Raw genomic sequence first — 21,752 nt, 5'->3', positions numbered from 1 at the left:
ATGATGACGATAATCCAATTTTCAAAACTGAAAACACCCTGTTATTTCCTTTTTCTTACGTTAGGATTATTTCTTCATAATTGTAAAAATAAAAAAAACCAAGCAAAAAAAACAAAAGTAGAAATAGCCGCCAAACCAAACGTGGTCATTATTTATTTGGATGATTTAGGATACGGCGATTTAAGTTGCTATGGAGCAACCGAATTACAAACACCAAATATCGATAAATTGGCAAATGGAGGTGTTCGTTTTACAAATGGCTATGCAACATCGGCTACTTGTACACCAAGTCGATATGGCATTTTAACCGGAATCTACCCATGGCGTAACGCAGATGCCAAAATTCTACCTGGTACTGCCCCACTGTTAATTTCCACCGATCAATTTACATTGCCAAAAATGTTTAAATCCCAAGGTTACAATACGGGCATTGTTGGTAAATGGCATTTGGGTTTAGGACATGGAGATGTTGATTGGAATACCCATATTTCGCCAGGTCCAAATGAAGTTGACTTTGATTATTCTTATATCATGGCTGCAACACAAGACCGTGTACCTACTGTATATATAGAAAATGGTAATGTAGTAGGTTTAGACCCAAAAGACCCCATCGAGGTCAATTATAATAAGAATTTTGAAGGACAACCAACAGGATTGGACAATCCAGAATTAACGACCATGAAATGGCATCATGGCCATAATAACAGCATTGTTAACGGTATACCACGAATAGGCTATGTGAAAGGTGGCGCATCTGCAAAATGGAGTGATGTAGATATGGCTGACCATTTTTTGCAAAAAGCACAATCTTATGTAAAAGAACATAAAGATAATCCCTTCTTCCTGTATTATGCATTGCAACAGCCGCATGTTCCTAGAACACCACACCCTCGTTTTGTGGGTAAATCAGGTATGGGATCAAGAGGCGATGTCATTTTGGAAGCCGATTGGGTTATTGGTGAATTTATGAAAACCTTAAAAGAAGAAGGTGTGTTAGAAAATACGCTAGTTATATTTTCAAGTGATAATGGTCCTGTTTTAAACGATGGTTACTTTGACGATGCGGTTGAAAAAATTGGTAATCACGACCCTAAAGGTGGTTTAAGAGGCGGCAAATATAGTTTGTTTGAAGCCGGGACTAAAGTGCCTTTTATTACTTACTGGAAAGGAACCATAACACCAAAAGTTTCGGATGCATTGGTTTGTCAAATTGACTTGATGGCATCATTAGCCAACCTTTTAAAAGCAGATGTAAAAACTGCTGATAGTCAAGATGTACTTACAGCCTTCTTAGGAAAGGGTGATAAAGCTAGAGAATCACTTATTATTGAAGCGAACACTAGAACAGCTTTAAGGAAAGGTGATTGGTTAATGATTCCTGAGTATAAAGGCAATGGATTTTTAGAGGATGTACAAATAGAAACTGGAATTTCCCAAGAATTCCAATTGTACAATTTAAAAAAAGACTGGGGTCAAAAAAACAATTTGGCTAAATCCAACCCCGAAAAATTAAAAAAACTAGTTTCTCATTTCAAAGATATTCGAGGCGATGCACATTCCAATATTCAAAACATTGAATTAAAGTAAACATGTATTTATAAATGAAGTATATAAATTCCATAGCGTATCTTCTATCATTTTTTGCTTTTATAGCATTGGATGCACAAACCCCATCTCAAAAGTGGTTTGATGAATCCATTTCTTTTGAACAAAGAGCGGGTTTATTGATTGATGCCATGACTTTGGAAGAAAAATGCAGTCAGTTTCTTTCTGAATCTCCGGCAATTCAGCACTTAGGTGTTCCGGAATACAACTGGTGGAACGAAGCTTTGCACGGTATTGCCCGAAATGGGAAAGCGACAATTTTTCCGCAAGGCATTGCTATGGCAGCAACATTTAACCCGACTTTGATAAAGGAGGTGGCAAATGCCATCTCTGATGAAGGTAGAGCCAAATTTGAAGTTTCTAAATCCATTGGAAACAGGGGTATGTATGCGGGATTAACCTATTGGTCTCCAAACATCAATATTTTTAGAGACCCGCGTTGGGGACGTGGACAAGAAACCTACGGCGAAGATCCTTATTTGACTTCTAAAATAGGCATTGCTTTTGTACAAGGCTTGCAAGGAAACCATCCAAAGTATTATAAATCTACGGCATGTGCCAAACACTTTGCGGTGCATTCTGGTCCTGAAGCTTTACGCCATAGTTTCAATGCAAATCCTTCAAAACTAGACTTATATGAAACCTATCTGCCTGCATTTGAAGCCTTGGTTACAGAAGGGAACGTACAAGGAATAATGGGCGCCTACAATGCTGTTTATGGAGAGCCCGCCAATAGCAGTATTTTTCTATTGGAAGATATTCTAAAAAAGCACTGGGGGTTTGATGGCTACATCGTGTCCGACTGTGGTGCTTTGGGCGACATTTTAAAAGGTCATAAAAAAGCTAAAACCGCAGAAGAAGCGGCGGCACTTGCATTACTGGCAGGAGTCAATTTAAATTGTGGTTGGGTTTACGGAAAACTCCTGTCAGCGGTAGAACAAGGCTTTATTTCCGAAAGCTTGATAAACGAACGTTTAAAAAAACTATTTTTAATTCGTTTTAAACTTGGCTTTTTTGATTCTGATGAGAGCAATCCTTATACACAACTGAGTACTGCCGTCATCAATTCCGATAAAAATAAAGCCATTGCTCTAAAAACCGCACAACAATCCATTGTGCTGTTAAAAAACGACAACAATGTATTGCCATTGAATAAAAACATAAAATCTTTATATGTTACTGGCTCCTTCGCCGCTTCCGCGGATATTTTAATGGCGAATTATTATGGTGCATCTCCCAATATGGTTACTGTTTTGGAAGGAATTACCAATAAAGTTTCATTGGGCACTTCAGTAGAATACCGTTTAGGTGTTTTACCTTTTCAAAAGAACTTAAACCCTTTAAACTGGGCACCTAAAGTAGCAAAAACTACCAATGCTACAATTCTAGTTGCTGGTATTTCCAACGAAATTGAAGGCGAAGAAGTGGATGCCATAGCTTCAGAAAACAAAGGCGACAGAAAAGATTTAAAATTACCACAAAGCCAAATTGACTATATCAAGGAAATCAGTGAAAATAAAATTGGGCCCTTGGTTTTGGTAATAGGAACTGGAAGCCCAGTGTCTTTGGAAGACATTGAGCCTTACGTTGATGCCATTGTTCTCATGTGGTATCCTGGTGAACAGGGAGGAAATGCAGTAGCCGACATTCTTTTTGGCGACGTGGCTCCTTCTGGACATTTGCCCATAACTTTTCCAAAAAATGTAAATCAATTGCCGCCTTTTGATGATTATAGTATGAAAGGACGAACCTATAAATACATGGAAAAAGAACCCATGTACCCATTTGGATTTGGCTTAAGCTATGGAAAATCCGAGTTTTCAAACCCAATGGGGAGTGCTAAAAAAATTAAGAAAGGACAAGATTTTTCAGTTTCAGTTGAAATTAAAAGCGTTAGTAATCAGAATTTTGAGGATGTTATCCAACTGTATTTAGTTCCAGAAGACACCAAAGTATTCTTACCATTCTACGCTTTAAAAGCATTTAAAAGAGTGGAATTAGAAGCAGGAAAATCCGAAATAATAAATTTCAATTTAGCCAATAAAGATTTTTATCAAACCGATATAAACGGTAATAAGTCATGGATAAAAGGAAATTATAAAATCATCATTGCAAACGCATTACCTAGTAAACGAAGCCAATATTTAGGTGCTTCAAAACCCGTGGAAATCTCGGTTAAACTAATTTAAACTATATAAAGAAAACACTTATGAGTACAAAAATTTCAAATGTTGACGTTCGCTTATTCACCGTGCCTTTACCAGAAGTCATGTCGGATGCCAAACATGGCGACCATTATCATTTTGAATTGGTAACCACTACCATAACCTTGGAAGATGGCACCGAAGGGACGGGTTATACCTATACTGGTGGCAAAGGGGGTTTTGCCATTAAAGCCATGATAGAGCATGATTTTGCAAATGTATTGATTGATAAGGACGGTTCCGATATCGATGGTATTTACGATTTTTTAGAATGGCATATTCATTATGTGGGCCGTGGTGGTATCGCCTCGTTTGCCATTTCTACAATAGATATTGCACTTTGGGACATTAAATGTAAAAAAGCAAATTTACCGCTATGGAAAATGGCTGGGGGCGCAGGAAATACCTGTAAAGCCTATTGTGGCGGAATCGATTTAATGTTTCCTATTGAAAAGTTGTTAAAAAACATGGAAGGGTATTTAGCTAAAGGCTTTAATGCTGTCAAGATTAAAATTGGAAAAGAAAATCTTCAAGAAGATATAGATCGCATCAAAGCCGTTAGAGAATTTGTGGGACCAGATGTCACTTTTATGGTGGATGCCAATTATTCTATGTCTGTTGAAAAAGCGATAAAAGCTATTGAAGGTTTCAAACAATATAACATTACATGGTTTGAAGAACCTATTATACCTGATAATTACAAAGGATTTAGCGAAATTGTTGATGCTACAGGGTTTCCTTTGGCGATGGGCGAAAACTTGCATACCATTCACGAGTTTGAATATGCATTCGATCAAGCAAAATTGTCTTTTGTACAACCAGATGCCTCCAATTGTGGAGGTATAACTGGTTGGTTGGCGGCAGCTAGACTTGCAGATAAACATGGCATTCCCGCTTGTTCACACGGTATGCAAGAATTGCATGTAAGCTTGGTTTCGTCTCAACCTAACTCTGGTTGGCTGGAAGTACACAGTTTTCCAATAGATGAATATACAACAAGACCATTGGTAGTAGAAAACTACAGAGCCGTAGCTCCAGATTATCCTGGAACCGGCGTTATTTTCGATTGGAAAAAGTTGGCTCCTTTCGAAGAAAAATAAATGAACAATTAAATAATTTCATCAAGCTATGAGCATAGATATATCGAATTTTGGAAATTATAATGGTGAAACTATTAAGCTATTTTCACTGAAAAACAAGAATGGTTTAGAAGTAAAAATAACCAATTACGGAGCAACCGTCACTTCCATATTGGCTCCAAATAAAAATGGTGATATTGAAAACATCGCATGTGGTTTTGATACTTTGGATGGTTATTTCGGGAAGGATTATGTTGAAAATTCACCCTATTTCGGTGGAACTATTGGCAGATATTGTTCTCAAATAAAGGATTCAAAATTCACCTTAAACGGAAAACAATACCAATTGGCAAAAAACTGTGGGGAAAATAATCTACATGGTGGCGTTGAAGGTTTTGACAAAAAGGTTTGGAAAGCAGAAAAGATTGAAAATTGCGTTAAAATGTCACTTTCAAGCAAAGATTTAGAAGAAGGATTTCCAGGAAATGTAAAGGCTACTGTTATTTTTACACTCTCTTCAAATAATGAATTAAAAATAGAATACCGTGCAACTCCAGATAAGGATACCCCTTTATCATTAACAAACCATACCTATTTCAACTTAAATGCCTTTGAATCTACTATTGAAAACCATAAAGCTCAAGTAAATACAAACAAGAGGCTCGTGATGGATGATAGCGGAGCCGCAACAGGCGAAATTGTGGATATTAAAGGTAAATCAGATGATTTAAGTTCGGGTAAAATAATTGGCGATGTACATAAAGCGATGGGAGATGGCTTTGAGCACTTTTATGTGTTCGATAACCCAGAATTCAAACTTCAAGAAGTAGCTCGTATATCATCTGATGTTTCAGGAAGGTCATTGACCGTTTCTTCAACAGAACCTTGCATGTTGCTATATACGGGCAAATATACTTCCGATGCCATTAAAAGAGAAAACGGAGAACAATATGGAAAATATCGTGGTTTTTGTTGCGAAACGCATCGCTATCAAAATGGCCCAAACATTGAAAATTCGCCAAAATCAATTACCAAGGCAGGTGAAGAATTTACGAGCACGACCATATTTAAATTTGGGTGGTAACACTCGCAATAAAAACAAAATTATACTAACTAAAACAAAATAATTATGATAGAAGGAATTGTATTAGCCATAGGAGCGGGACTGATGTTGGGCCTGTATGCTTTACCAGAGAAATTTACCAAAGATTTTAAGTTTGAAAATACTTGGGGACTCTTTTTTATGTTAACTATGTTTTTGGTGCCTATTATTGCATCGTTGACTTTAATTAAAGATTTTAGCAGCGTATTTGCTGCGGTGCCAACAGATATTTTATTCAAAATGGCGGCAGCCAGTGTCTTATGGGGTATTGGGGTGATGATGTGGGGCAAGGCCATCAACCATATAGGCTTGTCATTGGGATTTTCCCTATTCATCGGAACGGTCATTTTGGTAGGGTCTATTTTGCCTTTCGTTGTAGAAGGCCTACCACCTCAAAACGTATTCCTAACGGTTCTTGCAGGTATTTTTGTCGTTCTTTTAGGTGTGCTTTTTAACGGTCAAGCTGGGATTACCAGAGAGCTGGATGAATTAAAATCCGGTCAAAGCAAAAAAGAAAAAGGCGACATGGTCAAAGGCATTACCATTGCTGTTGTTGGAGGTTTATTAGCTACTGGTTTTAGTTATGCCAACGCTGTGGGCAGACCATCTATTCATGAAGCTTTTCAAGCTGCTGGGAATGCAGAATGGGTAACAGCTGTGGGTGTTATGTTTCCCATTTTTATTAGTGGTGGTATTGTAATGGCAGCATATTTTGCATGGCAATTATCAGCCAAAAAAGCCTGGGACAATTTTAAAACCCCGAGTTTTAGCAAAAACTTTGTCCTTATTTTTATTATGGCTGTATTTCACTATGCCGCCTCTGCCCTTTTTGCATTCGCTGCATTCAAATTAGGTGACATCGGAAACACTGTGGGTTATGCTATATTTAATACATCTTGTGTGGCAACAGCCATCGTCAGTGGTATCATCACTAAAGAATGGGTCAACGCATCTTCAAAAGCAAAAAATTATTTATACCTGAGTTTAGCGTGTATGATTGTTGGAATTATAATTATAGCAATCGGTAACGGAATATCTTAAAAAATGAAACAAATGAAACAAATGAAAAATAAATTATGTCAATTAGTATGTGCACTATCATTAATTAGTGTCATTGCATGTAAAAATGAAATGAAAATAAACCCTGAAAAACAAGAAATTACGATCACGGATGACCAACAAGATTTTTTGGGCATTACCAATAAAGACAAACTGAGCGCAGCTTCCAAACGTGCCCTGCAATGGGATCCCAATTTAGGGAATGAATGGTTTTTTGATTATGCAGTTTCAGATCTAAAAGGTGATTTGGCCTATGAAGAAGGCGTGGTTCGCAGAGACCCAAGCGCCATGATTAAACACGATGGCAAATATTATGTTTGGTACAGCAGGAGCACAGGGCCAACACAAGGTTTTGCAGGCGATATTGAAAAAGATAAAGTATTCCCTTGGGACAGATGCGATATTTGGTATGCCACTTCTGAAGATGGCATCACTTGGAAAGAAGAAGGCTTAGCGGTTGCACGAGGCGAAAAAGGTGCGTATGATGACCGTTCTGTATTTACAGTGGAAATTATGGAGCATGAAGGCATGTATTATTTATGCTATCAAACGGTAAAATCGCCCTACAATGTGCGCGTAAAAAATCAAGTGGGCTTGGCATGGTCCAATTCACCAAATGGTCCTTGGACAAAAAGCGCAGAACCTATTTTAAGCCCTGCCGATAATGGTATTTGGAAAGGTGAAGAAGATAATAGATTTATGGTTGAAAAGAAAGGCGATTTTGATAGCCATAAGGTGCATGACCCATGTATTTTGCCATACAAAGGAAAATTCTATTTATACTATAAAGGTGAGCAAATGGGTGAAGCCATTACCTTTGGAGGGCGTCAAATCCGTCATGGGGTTGCTATTGCCGATAATCCAAAAGGGCCTTATGTAAAATCACCATATAACCCCATAAGCAATAGTGGACACGAAATTTGTGTTTGGCCATACAACGGAGGCATTTCATCATTAATCACTACCGATGGCCCAGAAAAAAACACGGTACAATGGTCACCGGATGGCATTAATTTTGAAATAAAAGCGGTTGTAAAAGGCGCGCCCCATGCCATTGGCTTAAACAGAACAGCCGATACCGAAAAGGAACCTACCGAAATTTTGCGTTGGGGATTAACACATGAATATAAAACTTCAGACTACCAATACATTCGACGTTTTACCACCTGGCGCATAAAAGAACATAAAGCCAAAGGGGAAAAAGGCGAGGAATAAATTACCTCAGGGCAACAAGCCCACGAGGTATTAATCCCGATTGCTATCGTGACCAAAAAGGCAAAAAATAAATTTAAAAAAAAGAGCAAGTCTCGGGGCACCAGCCTGCTGGCAGGTTAAACCTGATGAGACTGTCTGGAAAGTGTTGTTTTACGTCATCGAGGTACGCCTGCACAGAGCGCAGTTGAAGTGAAGCAATCTATAAAAACCAATAAACAGATTACTTCACTGCTTTCGTAATGACGATTTATGCACTTTTCAGACAGTCTTTAGTTCCATCAGCATTAATCAGATGTTTATTTGACAGTGATCATTTAGAAAAAAGACATATGTTTCACATTTTGGACAATCTGTTTCTTTCAGTATTAATCCAAAAAGATACTTTTGGCTAAAGTGATTTGCGTATTAAATTTAAAAAAAAAGATTATGGCAAAAAAGAAATTAGTTTATGTATTTAGTTTATGCTTCATGATCATTGCTGCATCTTGTAGTGGTGATAGCGGAGATGACCTAATAAAAGACACAGAAAAACCTGTGGTTACGTGTCAGACTGATATAAATGTTACTATTGCCTCTACAGAAAACGAAGCCAAAGTGGATTATACTGTCCCTAATGCTACAGATAACGTGGGTGCAACGGTTACACAAACCAGTGGGTTACCCTCTGGAGCAATGTATCCTATGGGAACCACAACAAACACGTTTCAAGCAAAAGATGCGGCCGGTAATGTTGCCACTTGTAGCTTCGATGTTATTGTAACTAGGGATGCTCCATCAAGCAATAAACCTTATTTTATTGGAAGCGACCCAACACCGTCTAGTAAAAAATGGACTAAAGTTGAGAATTTATCCGATGAATTTGATGGTACTTCTTTTGATGATAATAAATGGCACAGAAACCCTTCAACGGATGGATTTAATTGGATTGGAAGACCACCTGGACTATTTGAATCGGATAATGTTACAGTAAGTGACGGCAATTTAAACATAACTGTTGAAAAGTTTGCCGCACCAAAAACGGTAAATAATACAGAATTCACCCATGGAGGTGCCATTGTACGTTCAAAGGCAGTTGCAAAACATGGTCAATATTATGAATGTAGAATGAAAGCCAATAAAACCATTATGTCTTCTACGTTTTGGATTGCCTTTAAGCAAAATTGCAATACTGGGCCAGTTAGAAAATTAGAGTTAGATATTCAAGAATGTGTGGGGCGTGTTCATGATGGTACCGCAAACTGGGCTGCAGATTGGGCTAACTCCTACCATTCAAATGCATGGAGGCATCAAAGAGATTGTGATACTGAAGTAAATGAATCCATGCAATCACCAGCTAAAACGGTATTGACAGAAAAAAATAATTCTAGGTTTTTTGTATATGGCTGTTGGTGGAAATCGCCTACTGAAATTTTATTCTATTTAGATGGAGAATACACGCATTCTATTACGCCTCCAACAGATTTTGATCTGGACGGCTATATTACAATGGCCATTGAAACCTATGATTGGAATCCTGTAGATGAAGCAGGCAGTATTTTTGCAACAGGCTCATTTGATGATTTAAACACTAAGTACGATTGGATCAGAACTTGGAAATTAGATAACATATAATATGAAATATTACCACTTTGCTTGTTAAAGGTAAAGTGGTAATTCTTTTTTATTGGATTAAAAAACCATTAAATCAATAAAAAAAGCAACATTATATTTAGATACCTTGAATTTGATTAAAACTAAAAAGTTGTTCGTGAGGTTTTTACTTTCAGTCTTTTCCGTTGTATTCGCAATAACATTGCATGCACAAGATTCAACAAAACCAGCTAATTATTATACGGACTCTCTAAACTTTGATAAGGCACCAATTCGTATTAACAGCACTTTTCCCCTATCCAATCAAGAGGATAATTTATGGGTATTCAAAAACAATTTTCCGATGAGTTTTATGGGAATGAATTAGATGCCACAAAATGGCATGGCGACAACCCCAATTGGCCGGGCGGAAAACCGTCCATGGCAAATACAAAAAATGTAGTAGTAAAAAACGGCCATTTAGTATTACGTGTAGATAAGTTAAATGAGCCTTTTAATAGCTATACCCATAGCGTTGGTTGTGTTATTAGTAAAAAATCCATAACCTACGGCTATTTTATTTTGAAATGCGAGCTAAATTAATGGATGCGCCCTCAGTAAGTTGTTTTTGGCTTTATATTTTTGGTTTAAGGACAATTGGAAAACCGAGATTGATATCTGCAAAATAATCCTGGTGCCCAATCAAACCGCCATGATTTAACTTCCAACCTCCATGTGTTCTCAACCTCTTCCGATAAAGGAAACGTCGATAAACTAAAATCCTTTGGAAAAAAATACCTCATCCCTTTCGAGTTTCAAAAAGAATTTCATGTTTGGGGTTTGGAATGGAATAAAGATTCCATAAAATGGTATTTAGATAGCGTTATTTTTAGAGAATCGTTAAATACGTATTGGCATCAAGACCAACATATAAATTTCAATAGTGAATCCAGCAAATGGCTACAGGCTTTCCCTATTGATGACCGCTTAAATAAAACCTATGACATTGATTACATCAGGGTTTGGAAGGTGAAACAATAGGTCTTGACTTTTAGTTTTTCGCTTTATTATTTTCCTTTAAAATACGTTCTCTTTGTTTTTCGCTTAAGCCTTGCGAAAGATATACATCAGGGCGATGATACACATGATGCTTTTTCATTTCAGGGTCATCAATATCCAAACTTAGATCACAATCAAAACGTACTAAAATAGCGTGATTTTCTGCCCATGTAGTATAATTGGTAAAATGCGAAATACCCCAAGTTATACCTCTTCCGTCCTTTGTATTAGTAAATGCATCAGGAATGTAAGGGCCAGCTGCTGTGGGCATAAGTTCAACGATGGAAGCGATTTCAAAATTAACCCCATCTTTCGCATATTGAATTGTTTTATGCTCATTACCATCTTTAATGGTCAGCGCAGCGATACCTTCTCTAAAAGGAAATAACGTAGTTTCATGACCTGAAGCCAAAACAGGATTCAATGGATTTTTTGTAAAAGGGCCCAGCGGATTATCGGAAGTAGCCAAACCTTGCATACGAATTAAATCAGGATCTCCATCAAAATCAGATTTGTAATAGAGATATATTTTGTCCTTATAAACCAAAGGATAAGGGTCATGAATGGAAAATTGATCCCAAGTGTCTTTCGGACCGTTTGGAATAATTATTTTATTCACCGCTGTCCAAGGCCCATCCGGCGAATCGGCATATGAAGCCAAAACTGGACAATCGTCACCACGCGTACCGCTTGCTTCGTTAAACCCTTGATAATACATATAGAATTTTCCTTTCCATTTTAAGATATCGGCAGTAGCCACAGAACGATGCCCTAAATTGGGTTTTGGAGGCCTTGGAATGGCAACTCCCTGTTCTTTCCAAGTAAATCCATCTTCAGAAGTGGCATACCAGATTTCTGATAAATCCCAATCTGCAGAAGGAATGGTATCGTTAGACATTTTTGCTCCCTTAGGTGGTGTGGGCGTTTGTCTATGCGTGTACCAAACATAGTATTTTCCATTTTCGAAAATAACTTTTGAAGGGTCGCGGCGCGTTATCGTTCCATCATGATTACTGTAATCCAAACCTTTTAATTGGGTATATTTAAACTGCGTATAAAGCTCGTTGTCTTCTGGTCTTGGCGCCATATAATTATCATAATTACGTTGCATTGAGGTGCTTAATGGCTGGTTTGGTTTCTCTTTTGGTAATATAAAAGGAAAAGTTTGAGATTGTGATTTACAGGATATTAAATGAAATCCTACTAACATTGGTAATAGAAAAAGTGAGTTTAATGTTTTCATCTGTTAATGCTTATTTTTTTAATGGTGTGATGGAATGGCATAATTACCATTTTCTTTGTTATCCAAATCTTGGTTATGACATTTCAAAAATTTAAATCTTTTTTATTATTGTTTTTTACTATCAACCAATTTCCACAATCTAACCCAATTATAAATGATTGTTCTCTTTGTAGTTATTAACATAGTATCAGTCAATATGTGCTTCAATGTCTCCTCCTATGTCATTCTCTTTATATCCTTCCATATATATTTTAAATGCGTAGGCTTCACTTTCTTTAAGTTCTTTAGGTACTTTTATAACTAATCCTCTATCATTTCTTGTCCATTGAATTTCTTCATCGCTACCTAAAAGATTGATGTTTTCAATTTTAGAATTTAAAACCCCTAATCCAGTACTAAGTGATTTAATCACAATTTCATTTTCAGGTTTATCTAAAACAATAGCAAAAAACTCTGTGTTTGATTTTTTCGTAAATCGAATATCCTTATTGGTATATTCAATTTTATGTTTTTCAACTTTATGTCCGCCTTCAGGCAATCTTGTTGGGCCTTCACCGAAAATTGTCCATGGCCTTGTTTCATAAATAGCTTCTCCGTTTACTTCTAACCAAGTGCCCATATTAATTAACAAATCTTTCATGCCTTGAGGAATTGAACCATCAGGATTTGGCGGAACATTCAATAACATAGATCCATTTTTAGACACAATATCAATTAAAATATCTATAAGCTCATTAGATGTTTTAAACTTTGCATGGGGTCTGTAAAACCATGCTCCTGGAGACGTATCTGTTAACCAAGTTTGTGCTTTAGGTTGGTTTGGTCTGCCTCTTTCATAATCTCTAATGGCTACATTTTCTGGAAATGTAGTTTCTTTATAACAAACAACAACTTCTTTTCCCCATTCTAACCCTTTATTATAATAATACGCTAAAAATTTTTGACGTGATTCTTCTGTCATATTTTCTAACCACCAATCAAACCAAATTAAATCTGGTTGATAAACGTCAATAAACTCTTTTAGTGTTGCCCACCATTGCTTATAAAAATCATCATCAGGAATATCAGAATCTATACTGTGGGGGTTTGTGTATAAATCATAATCTTTAGGGTCTACTCCACCATATTTATGAGCTGGAGCATAATATTTCCAAGTGAATGCATGATGAAATGATCCCATAAATTTCATGCCTCTACTTTCAATTTCTTTTTTAAGTTCTAGTGAAGGATCTATGCCTCCATAATTCATCGAATTCCACCGTGTCGCTTTACTATTCCACATTGCAAAATTGTCATGATGCATGGCTACAGGCCCTGAAAACTTAGCTCCTGATTTTTTAAACAATTCTGCCCATTCTTTAGCATTGAATTTAGAAGGATTAAATTGTTCAATAATATGCTTATACCCAAATTCAGCGGGATCTCCATATTTTTCTTTATGATGTGTGAAATTGCTTGATGGTTTTCCATTTTCTGTTTCAATTTTAACACCATCTTTATACATTAACATGCCATGCCAGCCTCCATACCATTTATTAGGATCTGCACCTTTAAAAGCTTCAGATGCTGGTCCCCAATGTGTATAGATACCAAACTTGGCGTCTTTAAACCAATTTGGTTCTGGATTCACTTTTTCAAACGACTCCCAATTTTCTTCAAAAGAAATTGAAGATTCAATGTTTAAACTATTTTCCTTTTGATTGGTTGGTTTCTCTTTACAATTTAAACACACAACACAAAAAAAGAGGATTAAAGCTTTAATAATTCTCATAATTATTTTTTTTTATTATTTATTATCTTCCAGTTTCCAAGATCTTACCCAATTATAAGTGGTTGTTCTATCTTCTAAAGAACACGTCATGCCACCATCAGCAGGAACGGGATTCCAGTTGTAAGTTTCCACAACCATTCTTAAACACATTTCAATATCAAAATCAGCGGGCGGTTTTACTTTCGATTGAAATTTACCATCTAAAAAGAAAAGAATTTCATCTTTAGACTTCCACCAAACGCCATACACATGAAAATCATCATATACCTTTCCACCAATAGTTGCTCCAGCTTTTTCCGAACCCTTGATGTAGTCGCAACCCTCGGGGATATTTCTGCTATGCGTATTCGAATTCATAGCTTGATCAAAATTTTTCATCCACTCAGCATCATTTGTAATTTGCCCAACACATTCTTGTATGTCTAATTCTGTGGTTCTTTTATCACAACCCTTTAAATCTTTACCCTCATTTATCAACCAAAAAGTAGAAGACATAAATGTTTTATTGGCTTTCATTTCACACTCATAATAACCATAAGTCATTCCGTTTCTAGACCCAACATAACCGCCTCCATGAGTAAACTCTTGTTTGTTTTTAATTACAGGTTTTGGCAATGTGGTGGTTATTATTTGCAAACTACCGTTATTAACTTTTACATTATCGGCAAGAAATAAGCCCGGTGGTCTGCCAATCCATCCTTGACCGGATATTTGCCATTTTTCTTCATCTACTTTTTTACCGTTAAACTCATCGGACATAGTTTTAACCAATTCCCATTTCGTATCGGTTGGTCTTGGGTCTTCACCATTCAAAAAAACAGGTGCTTTTTGTGCAGATAAACTTGTGTTAATTATAAGTAGAATTATTGATAAATATTTGGATTGTTTTGCTAATAATTTCATTTTTAAAGATGTAAACGTTAGATTATTTTTTTGATGTCCATGCCCTAAAATACTTCACATGGAATTCGCCATCCAACCGATTATCATTGGGCAAGGCGCCAAACCATTTATTGGATTCGCAATTAAAATTGACTTCTAAAGGTTGGTGCCAATGGGTGTTCTCCGCCTCACGAAACAAGATGCCATCTATATAAAAACGAATGTATTGTTCCATCCATTCCAATCCCCAAACATGGTAATCGGCTTGTAACTCTTTGGGAAAATAATATTTTTCAGTACGTGAAAAATGGGCTTTCACATCTCCTTGGTCTTTAGGCGAACGGAATACATGAATATTTGAATTCAAATCGTGACGGTTATAATCTACCCCTGGAGCATTCTCACAGATATCGATTTCTGTCCACCAATCTGTATCTACATTGGTCATCCAAAAACCAGAAACCCAAGGGGCATCCATGAGTTTGCATTCGGCTTCAAAATAGCCATAAAGGAATTTATTTCTGCTTTTAATGAAGCCAGTTGAATGTGTGAACTCATTTGGCAAGCTAGTATTACCGTGCTGATTGGCTCTAATTACAAGTTCATCTTTTTCAATCTTTACATTAGAACCATGAAAAAAAGTTGGCGGTCTTCCCTTCCATTTCGGATTGTTTGGAAACCATAAAGTTTCATTGAGTTTACTTCCTTTAAACTCGTCGGAAACATCTGTTAACAGCTTCCAGTTTTTTAAATTCTGCTGGTCCGATAACGGAAAATCATCATTATTTCTATTTACGGCACGCTCAATTTGAACAGAATCAACATACTTTTTTGGAGGAATGGTTAATTCTTGCGCCCGTGTTACCCCTGAAAAAATAAGTACAAAACATAAATTTTGTAAACGTTTTTTATCCATTATTTAACAATTTTTATTGTCAACTATTATTATTGATTAAAAACCCAAATAAAAAAGCAATAAACAACAATAAAAGCAAAGGTTTTTTCATGAAAAATTTTTATTCCATTCTATGAATTTGATGTTAATAAAATTACATGGTAACAGTTACAACAAAGGATAAAAACAGACTTTTTAGAACTTCATATGGTCTTAAGGTAAGGACTTAGAGCACTCTAAATCGCTTTTAATAGACATATGTTATCAAATTATAACCATGTGTTATTTATGATGCTTTATTTATTACTTAGATTTGAATAGGTTCTAGCATTATTAATTCCAAACACTCGCAGTGAGACAGGAGCAAAAGGTTAAAACCAAAATAAATAAAACCAATATTATGAAACATTGCATAATAACAATCAAATTCATTGCCCTACTCATTTTCGGGTTTATATCCTTTAAAAATCAAGCCCAAAACGACAAAGTAATATTCGTAAAAGATGTGCCAGTAAAACTTAAAAGTGCATCTTCGTATAGCTTTTTTGTTGGATATGAAGTTTCAAAAGATTCCGATTTAGCTTTGGATATTTCTGGTGGTCCAGGTAAATTTTGGGCAGGAAAAACCATTCCTGTAGATAAAGGGAAAGGTGTATTTCAATTTCAAATCAGTCCAAAAGATAAACCACGAGTTGGCAAAGGTTATCGTATTTTGGTTTCTGTACGAGATAGAGGTGGTGATTGGAAAACAGAGCGCGCTTCGTCCATCATAAGAAATGTAGAAATAACTAAAACCAACGCTCCTATTTTAGACGATGCATCCTTTTCTTTATTAACCCCCACTTCACTTTCTAGTAGGGAAGTTTTTGAGTTTGATATTAATTACAAAGCCAGCGGACCAAGATTGCTTCAAGTAGCGTTATGGAATGGCCAACAATGGATTGCTGCAAGTCAAAACAGTAGCATTAATACTGGGGAAGGTTCAATAAAGGTAACTTTAAATGCAGGACAACAAAAGGAAGGCAACAAATATCGTTTTGTATTGTATTATGGCTCTGGGGAAGGCTTTCCTAACGAAAATATTGTAAGCAAAGAACTCTCTGGAATTGAAATCACTAAAGCTATAAAAGTACTTACTCTTGATGATTTGAACGAGCAGCATATTACACTTTCACTTAATAAAAACTCGAATATTTTAACCTTACCGGGCAATCCTTCATATGAATTTATAAGAATTATATCGGCTAATGGAGAAATTGTAAAAGAAGAGACAAACACAAATTCCATAACCATTTCAGATTTAAATAAAGGCGCATATTATGCCATTACAAGCAAAGATGATTATTACAAATTTGTTAAACTTTAAGATAATGAATAAATTATTTATAACACTTACAATAAGCATAGTATCACTATACAGCGTTGTTGCTCAAGAAAACGAAGTAACTATCGATTTTACTACTCAAAAATTTATAGGTAATGAAAGTGAATTAAATAGGCAAAAATACTTTGCAATGCACGATTCTTATGCTAGTTGGGATCTAGCTTCTGATGCCGATTATTTATTTAAAAAACTAGGAATTGAACATGGTCGTGCTTTTGGTGGCCCTGCCCCCTTTAGAAAATCGAAAACAGAAATCCCATCTTTAGCAGAAGCAAAAGCAATGGCAGATAGAGCTGCTGAAGGTCTAAAAAAGAGCCCACTCTTTGATGAATTTGCTACTTCAGATTTCATCATTACAGACCATCCTAGTGAGGCCTTTCAATTAAACCAGAACTACGACAAAGTTGCGGAATACGATGCTACTTACTTAAAAAATGCGTATCCCGTAATTCCAAAGTACTATGAGGTTATGAATGAACCTTTTGTACATGCCAAAGATTACGTAGAAACTTGGGGTGAAACACCTGCCGTCATAATAGAAATGTCTAAATTATATAAAACTGTTGCAGATAAAGTACATAGTGAAATTCCTGATATGATGGTTGGTGGTTACGCCTCTGCATATCCTGAAGTTGAAAAAGACGATTTCGGCTACTGGGATACGCGCATGAAAACCTTTATGGATGTGGCGGGAGAAAGCATGCAGTTTTTTGCAACACATATTTATGATGGACGAAATGTTGAAGGCGATTTTAGTTACCGTTCAGGAAGTAATTCCGAAGGTATTCTAGATTTAATTGAAGCCTACAGTTTTAAAAAATGGGGTGTTGTGAAACCTCATGTTATTTCAGAATATGGCTATACGGCGCAAGGACTTGTTGGCAAACCATATTCCCCAGAATTAAATGGCACTTGCTTAATAGCTTATAATAAGATTTTAATGCAGTTATTAGATAAACCTGACCGTTTACTTAAAGCCATTCCATTTATAACTTCTAAAGCCACTTGGTTCTATGATAATAAAGAAGGAAACCCTAATGGCTATCCTTATCCTTGGGTTATTAAAAAGAAAGAGGAAGATGGTTCATATACTTTTACACACCTGAAGAAATTTTATGAACTTTGGAAAGGTGTTGAAGGAAAACGCATAGAAGTGGCATCAAACAATCCCGACATCCAGATACATGGGTTTTCAAAGGAGGGAAAAGTTTTTATTGCTATAAATAATTTAAGTGATGAGAATCAAGATGTGGTATTAAACTTTTTAAACAACAGCACAGATTATATAAAAAACATCACGTTAAGACGACTTTACACCACTGCTACAGGATTTCCAAGATTAATTTACTTTACAAACGAATCATCTATAGATTCAGTTAAACTAAAACCTGGCGAAACAATCATAGCAGAATGTGATGTTACTCCTATTATATTTAATAATACTTTAAAAGAAAACAATTATTATACAGACACCTATCTACAACCAATAGAGAAAAACAAAACCATCACATTTAACTTTAAGAATATTGAAGCTGTTAAAAATGGTAGAGCATATATCAAAATGGGGATTGGCAGGTCTCATGATATGAGTAAAAAACCTACTATAACGCTTAATGGCAAAACCATAGAAGTACCAAATAATTGGGCAGGTTATGACCAATTAGCGAGACAACGATTCTTTGGTGTTATTGGTATTCCGATAGACAATAAACTTTTGATAGCAGGGGAAAACAGTGTAAAAATCACCTTTCCTGATTCAGGTGGCCATGTTAGTTCAGTTATTATAAATGTTGAGTCGAGAGGTTAAGATTAATCAAAAAATCTGAGAAATAACCATATGTTGTAGAGTTTTAAACATTCGATATTTCAGCTTTTAAGTAAAAACAGGAATTTAGCCAACACATTAGTAAATTTACTTTAATCACAATTAACCAAAATTTTTGAACATGCTTTTAAGAAAACAGTCCTGTATTTTATTAACCCTTTCCTTTTTAATTTTGGGATGTGGTGAAAAAAACGAAAAAAAAGTAACAGAAAATAAAACTGAAAACACCCAAATTTTTGAACCAAATTGGGAGTCTATCAAAAAAAACTATAAAGACCCCGAATGGTTTAACAATCAAAAATTCGGTATTTTTATTCATTGGGGCGCTTATTCTGTGCCTGCTTATAGTTCAGAATGGTACCCGCGTCAAATGTATATGGATACGGCCACATTTACGGCACAATTAACACCTCAAAAAACAGGCCCTAACGAAGTTTACACCCATCATAAAAAAATCTGGGGCGACCAAAAAACCTTTGGCTATAAAGATTTTATCCCCATGTTTAAAGGTGAAAAATTCAATGCGGCAGAATGGATTGATTTATTTAAAAAGGCGGGAGCAAAATATGTGATTCCTGTAGCCGACCATCATGATGGATTTGCCATGTACAAATCCAACACAACGCGATGGAACGCCGTGGATATGGGGCCAAAACGTGATATCTTAGGGGAACTTTTTAAAGAAGGCAGGGATAAAGGTTTGATTATGGGAGCATCTTCCCACTATGCTTTCAATTGGTCCTTTTACAATAAAAAAGACCATTTTGACACCACAGACCCACAATATGCTGATTTATATTCTTCTAAAGGAAAAGATATAACAGAACCGGTTTCCGATGCATTCAAACAAACATGGTGGGACAGAACCGTTGATTTAATTGACAACTACCAACCCGATATCCTTTGGTTTGATTTCTACTTGGATATTCCCGATTATGCAGATATGCGTCCAAAAATAGCCGCTTACTATTATAACAAAGGCATGGAATGGGGCAAAGAAGTGGTAATAAACGATAAGAATTTTGATCATGAAGCTTTTCCGGAAGGCACGGTCATTTATGATTTAGAGCGTGGCAAGCTTCCCGGTATTAGAAAATTGCCTTGGCAAACAGATACTTCTATTGGTAAAAACTCATGGTCTCATGTTACTAATTGGAAATCTAAAACTGCTAATTCTTTAATTGATGATTTAATTGATATTGTTTCTAAAAACGGAAACTTACTTTTAAACGTAGGTCCTAAAGCAGATGGCACCATTCCAGAAGACCAAAAAGAAATCTTATTACAAATTGGTAGTTGGTTGGATATAAATGGTGAAGCTATTTACGATACAAAATATTGGAAAACCTTTGGTGAAGGTCCTACAGAAGTTGGTACTGGTCACCATTCAGAAGGAGGCAATAAAGAATTTACAGGACAGGATATTCGTTTCACACAAAAAGGAAACAAAGTATATGCTATTATGATGGCGTGGCCAGAAAACAATAGTGTTCTTGTTAAATCTGTTAAATCTTCAGAAGATAAAGTATCTAATGTTAGAATGTTAGGTAGTGATGAGACTTTAAAATGGTCTCAAGACGATAATGGTTTGACTGTTGAAATGCCATCTCAAAAATCTGGAGATTTTGCTTTTGTCTTAGAGTTAACCTTATAAAAAACAATTTAGTAGTTAGTTTTTAAAATTTTTGTTTAGTAAATAAGAGTACATCTATAACTGATGTGCTCTTATGAGTTTAAAATAAATTTATTATACATCATGAAACTTCCATAACGAATTCTTGATTCTCAAGAAAATGATTATTTGGAAGTTACATGTGACCGATAAAAAACAATAAATATTATCACATGAAATATATAGTATGCGAAAAACCAGGGGAATTTTTATTAAAAGAAAAAGAAGCTCCAGTTAGAAAAGAAGGAGAAGCCTTATTACAAATAAACAAAGTAGGTATCTGTGGTACCGATTTACATGCCTATGGTGGCAATCAAGCTTTTTTCACCTATCCTAGAATACTAGGTCACGAATTGGCTTCGGTCGTTTTAGAAATTGGCGAGAACCCAAAAGGCATTAAAGCTGGAGATAATGTTGTGGTGATGCCCTACGTAAGTTGTGGTGAATGCATTGCCTGTAGAAATGGAAAAACCAATTGTTGCACAAATATTAAAGTTTTGGGCATTCATACCGATGGCGGAATGCAGGAGCAAATAACCGTTCCCGACAATATTCTATTACCTGCAAATAACCTTTCAGATGACCAAATGGCCATAGTGGAGCCTTTAGCTATCGGTGCACATGCGGTAAGACGTGCAGCCATAAAAAAAGGAGAATTTGTTGTTGTTGTTGGTTGTGGACCAATTGGAATTGGAATCATGAAACTCGCTCAAATCGAAGGTGCAAAAGTCATTGCTCTAGATATGAACGAGGGCAGATTAAAATATGCAAAAGATAGTATTGGTGTTGATTACATAGTTAACGTTGGCAAAGACCCCGTGAAACAAATAGAAGACATTACCAATGGAGATATGGCAACCGTAGTATTTGATGCCTCAGGAAATAAATTTGCTTTAGAAGCCTGTCCAGACTACATGTCCCACGGTGGACGTTTTGTATTGGTAGGGCTCTCAAAAGGAGAATTAACTTATACGCATCCTAAAGTACATGCTAAAGAAATGACTTTAATGTGCAGTAGAAATGCAACAACCGAAGATTTCGAACATGTTATCAGTGTATTAGACCAATTCCCTACAGAATCCTTCATAACGCACAATGTGCCTTTTACCGAAATGATTAACCATTTTGATAGTTGGTTAAAACCAGAAACAGGAGTTATAAAAGCAACCGTAAATTTCAATTAAAAAC

The 21,752-nt window shown here is 36.1% G+C and carries 17 protein-coding genes; 13 read left to right on the top strand and 4 right to left on the bottom strand.

Going from position 1 to position 21,752, the window contains the following annotated elements; all coding sequences use genetic code 11:
- The 9 genes from RHP49_13665 to RHP49_13625 all read left to right on the top strand — a co-directional run bounded on the left by RHP49_13665 (position 1) and on the right by RHP49_13625 (position 10,874).
- The gene (locus RHP49_13665; protein ID WNH11939.1) at positions 1-1,587 is read left to right on the top strand and encodes an arylsulfatase; all 1,587 of its coding nucleotides are present in this window, start codon (positions 1-3) and stop codon (positions 1,585-1,587) included.
- Between the two features lie 14 nt (positions 1,588-1,601).
- Entirely contained in the window at positions 1,602-3,794 is a 2,193-nt protein-coding gene (locus tag RHP49_13660) for a glycoside hydrolase family 3 C-terminal domain-containing protein (GenBank protein WNH11938.1), read from the top strand.
- Positions 3,795-3,814: 20 nt separating this feature from the next.
- Positions 3,815-4,909 carry a mandelate racemase/muconate lactonizing enzyme family protein gene (locus RHP49_13655; protein ID WNH11937.1) on the top strand — a complete coding sequence of 365 codons (1,095 nt, stop codon included), beginning with the start codon at positions 3,815-3,817 and terminating at the stop codon, positions 4,907-4,909.
- Positions 4,910-4,937: 28 nt separating this feature from the next.
- The gene (locus RHP49_13650; protein WNH11936.1) at positions 4,938-5,972 is read left to right on the top strand and encodes an aldose epimerase family protein; all 1,035 of its coding nucleotides are present in this window, start codon (positions 4,938-4,940) and stop codon (positions 5,970-5,972) included.
- 45 nt (positions 5,973-6,017) lie between these two features.
- Positions 6,018-7,031 carry an L-rhamnose/proton symporter RhaT gene (locus tag RHP49_13645; GenBank protein WNH11935.1) on the top strand — a complete coding sequence of 338 codons (1,014 nt, stop codon included), beginning with the start codon at positions 6,018-6,020 and terminating at the stop codon, positions 7,029-7,031.
- A 90-nt stretch (positions 7,032-7,121) separates the two neighbouring features.
- Complete coding sequence (locus RHP49_13640; GenBank protein WNH14427.1) at positions 7,122-8,264, top strand: family 43 glycosylhydrolase; 1,143 nt, start codon at positions 7,122-7,124, stop codon at positions 8,262-8,264.
- 426 nt (positions 8,265-8,690) lie between these two features.
- On the top strand, positions 8,691-9,875 hold the full coding sequence (locus tag RHP49_13635; GenBank protein WNH11934.1) for an HYR domain-containing protein: 1,185 nt from the start codon (positions 8,691-8,693) through the stop codon (positions 9,873-9,875).
- Between the two features lie 297 nt (positions 9,876-10,172).
- Positions 10,173-10,436: a hypothetical protein gene (locus tag RHP49_13630; protein WNH11933.1), complete on the top strand. Its 264-nt coding sequence runs from the start codon at positions 10,173-10,175 to the stop codon at positions 10,434-10,436.
- Positions 10,437-10,511: 75 nt separating this feature from the next.
- Positions 10,512-10,874, top strand: coding sequence for a family 16 glycosylhydrolase (locus RHP49_13625; GenBank protein WNH14426.1), 363 nt, complete (start codon positions 10,512-10,514; stop codon positions 10,872-10,874).
- Positions 10,875-10,884: 10 nt separating this feature from the next.
- Here RHP49_13625 and RHP49_13620 read toward each other — a convergent pair whose 3' ends face one another.
- From RHP49_13620 to RHP49_13605, 4 genes are all read right to left on the bottom strand, one after another.
- The gene (locus tag RHP49_13620; protein ID WNH14425.1) at positions 10,885-12,102 is read right to left on the bottom strand and encodes a glycoside hydrolase; all 1,218 of its coding nucleotides are present in this window, start codon (positions 12,100-12,102) and stop codon (positions 10,885-10,887) included.
- Between the two features lie 220 nt (positions 12,103-12,322).
- Positions 12,323-13,906, bottom strand: coding sequence for an alpha-L-fucosidase (locus tag RHP49_13615; protein ID WNH11932.1), 1,584 nt, complete (start codon positions 13,904-13,906; stop codon positions 12,323-12,325).
- 15 nt (positions 13,907-13,921) lie between these two features.
- On the bottom strand, positions 13,922-14,809 hold the full coding sequence (locus tag RHP49_13610) for a family 16 glycosylhydrolase (GenBank protein ID WNH11931.1): 888 nt from the start codon (positions 14,807-14,809) through the stop codon (positions 13,922-13,924).
- Between the two features lie 22 nt (positions 14,810-14,831).
- Positions 14,832-15,704, bottom strand: a complete 873-nt coding sequence (locus RHP49_13605) for a family 16 glycosylhydrolase (protein ID WNH11930.1) — start codon at positions 15,702-15,704, stop codon at positions 14,832-14,834.
- A 379-nt stretch (positions 15,705-16,083) separates the two neighbouring features.
- On the opposite strand from RHP49_13605, the gene RHP49_13600 reads away from it, so the two are divergent.
- From RHP49_13600 to RHP49_13585, 4 genes are all read left to right on the top strand, one after another.
- Positions 16,084-17,049 (top strand): hypothetical protein, encoded by a 966-nt coding sequence (locus tag RHP49_13600; protein WNH11929.1) that lies wholly within the window; start codon positions 16,084-16,086, stop codon positions 17,047-17,049.
- 4 nt (positions 17,050-17,053) lie between these two features.
- Positions 17,054-18,874, top strand: coding sequence for a beta-agarase (locus RHP49_13595; GenBank protein ID WNH11928.1), 1,821 nt, complete (start codon positions 17,054-17,056; stop codon positions 18,872-18,874).
- A gap of 139 nt (positions 18,875-19,013) precedes the next feature.
- Entirely contained in the window at positions 19,014-20,546 is a 1,533-nt protein-coding gene (locus RHP49_13590) for an alpha-L-fucosidase (protein WNH11927.1), read from the top strand.
- 191 nt (positions 20,547-20,737) lie between these two features.
- Positions 20,738-21,748, top strand: a complete 1,011-nt coding sequence (locus RHP49_13585) for a zinc-binding alcohol dehydrogenase family protein (GenBank protein WNH11926.1) — start codon at positions 20,738-20,740, stop codon at positions 21,746-21,748.
- Positions 21,749-21,752 lie beyond the last annotated feature (4 nt).

The organism is Flavobacteriaceae bacterium HL-DH10 (assembly GCA_031826515.1).
GTDB classification, from domain to species: Bacteria; Bacteroidota; Bacteroidia; order Flavobacteriales; family Flavobacteriaceae; genus Thalassobellus; species Thalassobellus suaedae.
Note: the sequence above shows the minus strand (reverse complement) of the source record. Positions and strands in the feature narration are given on the sequence as shown.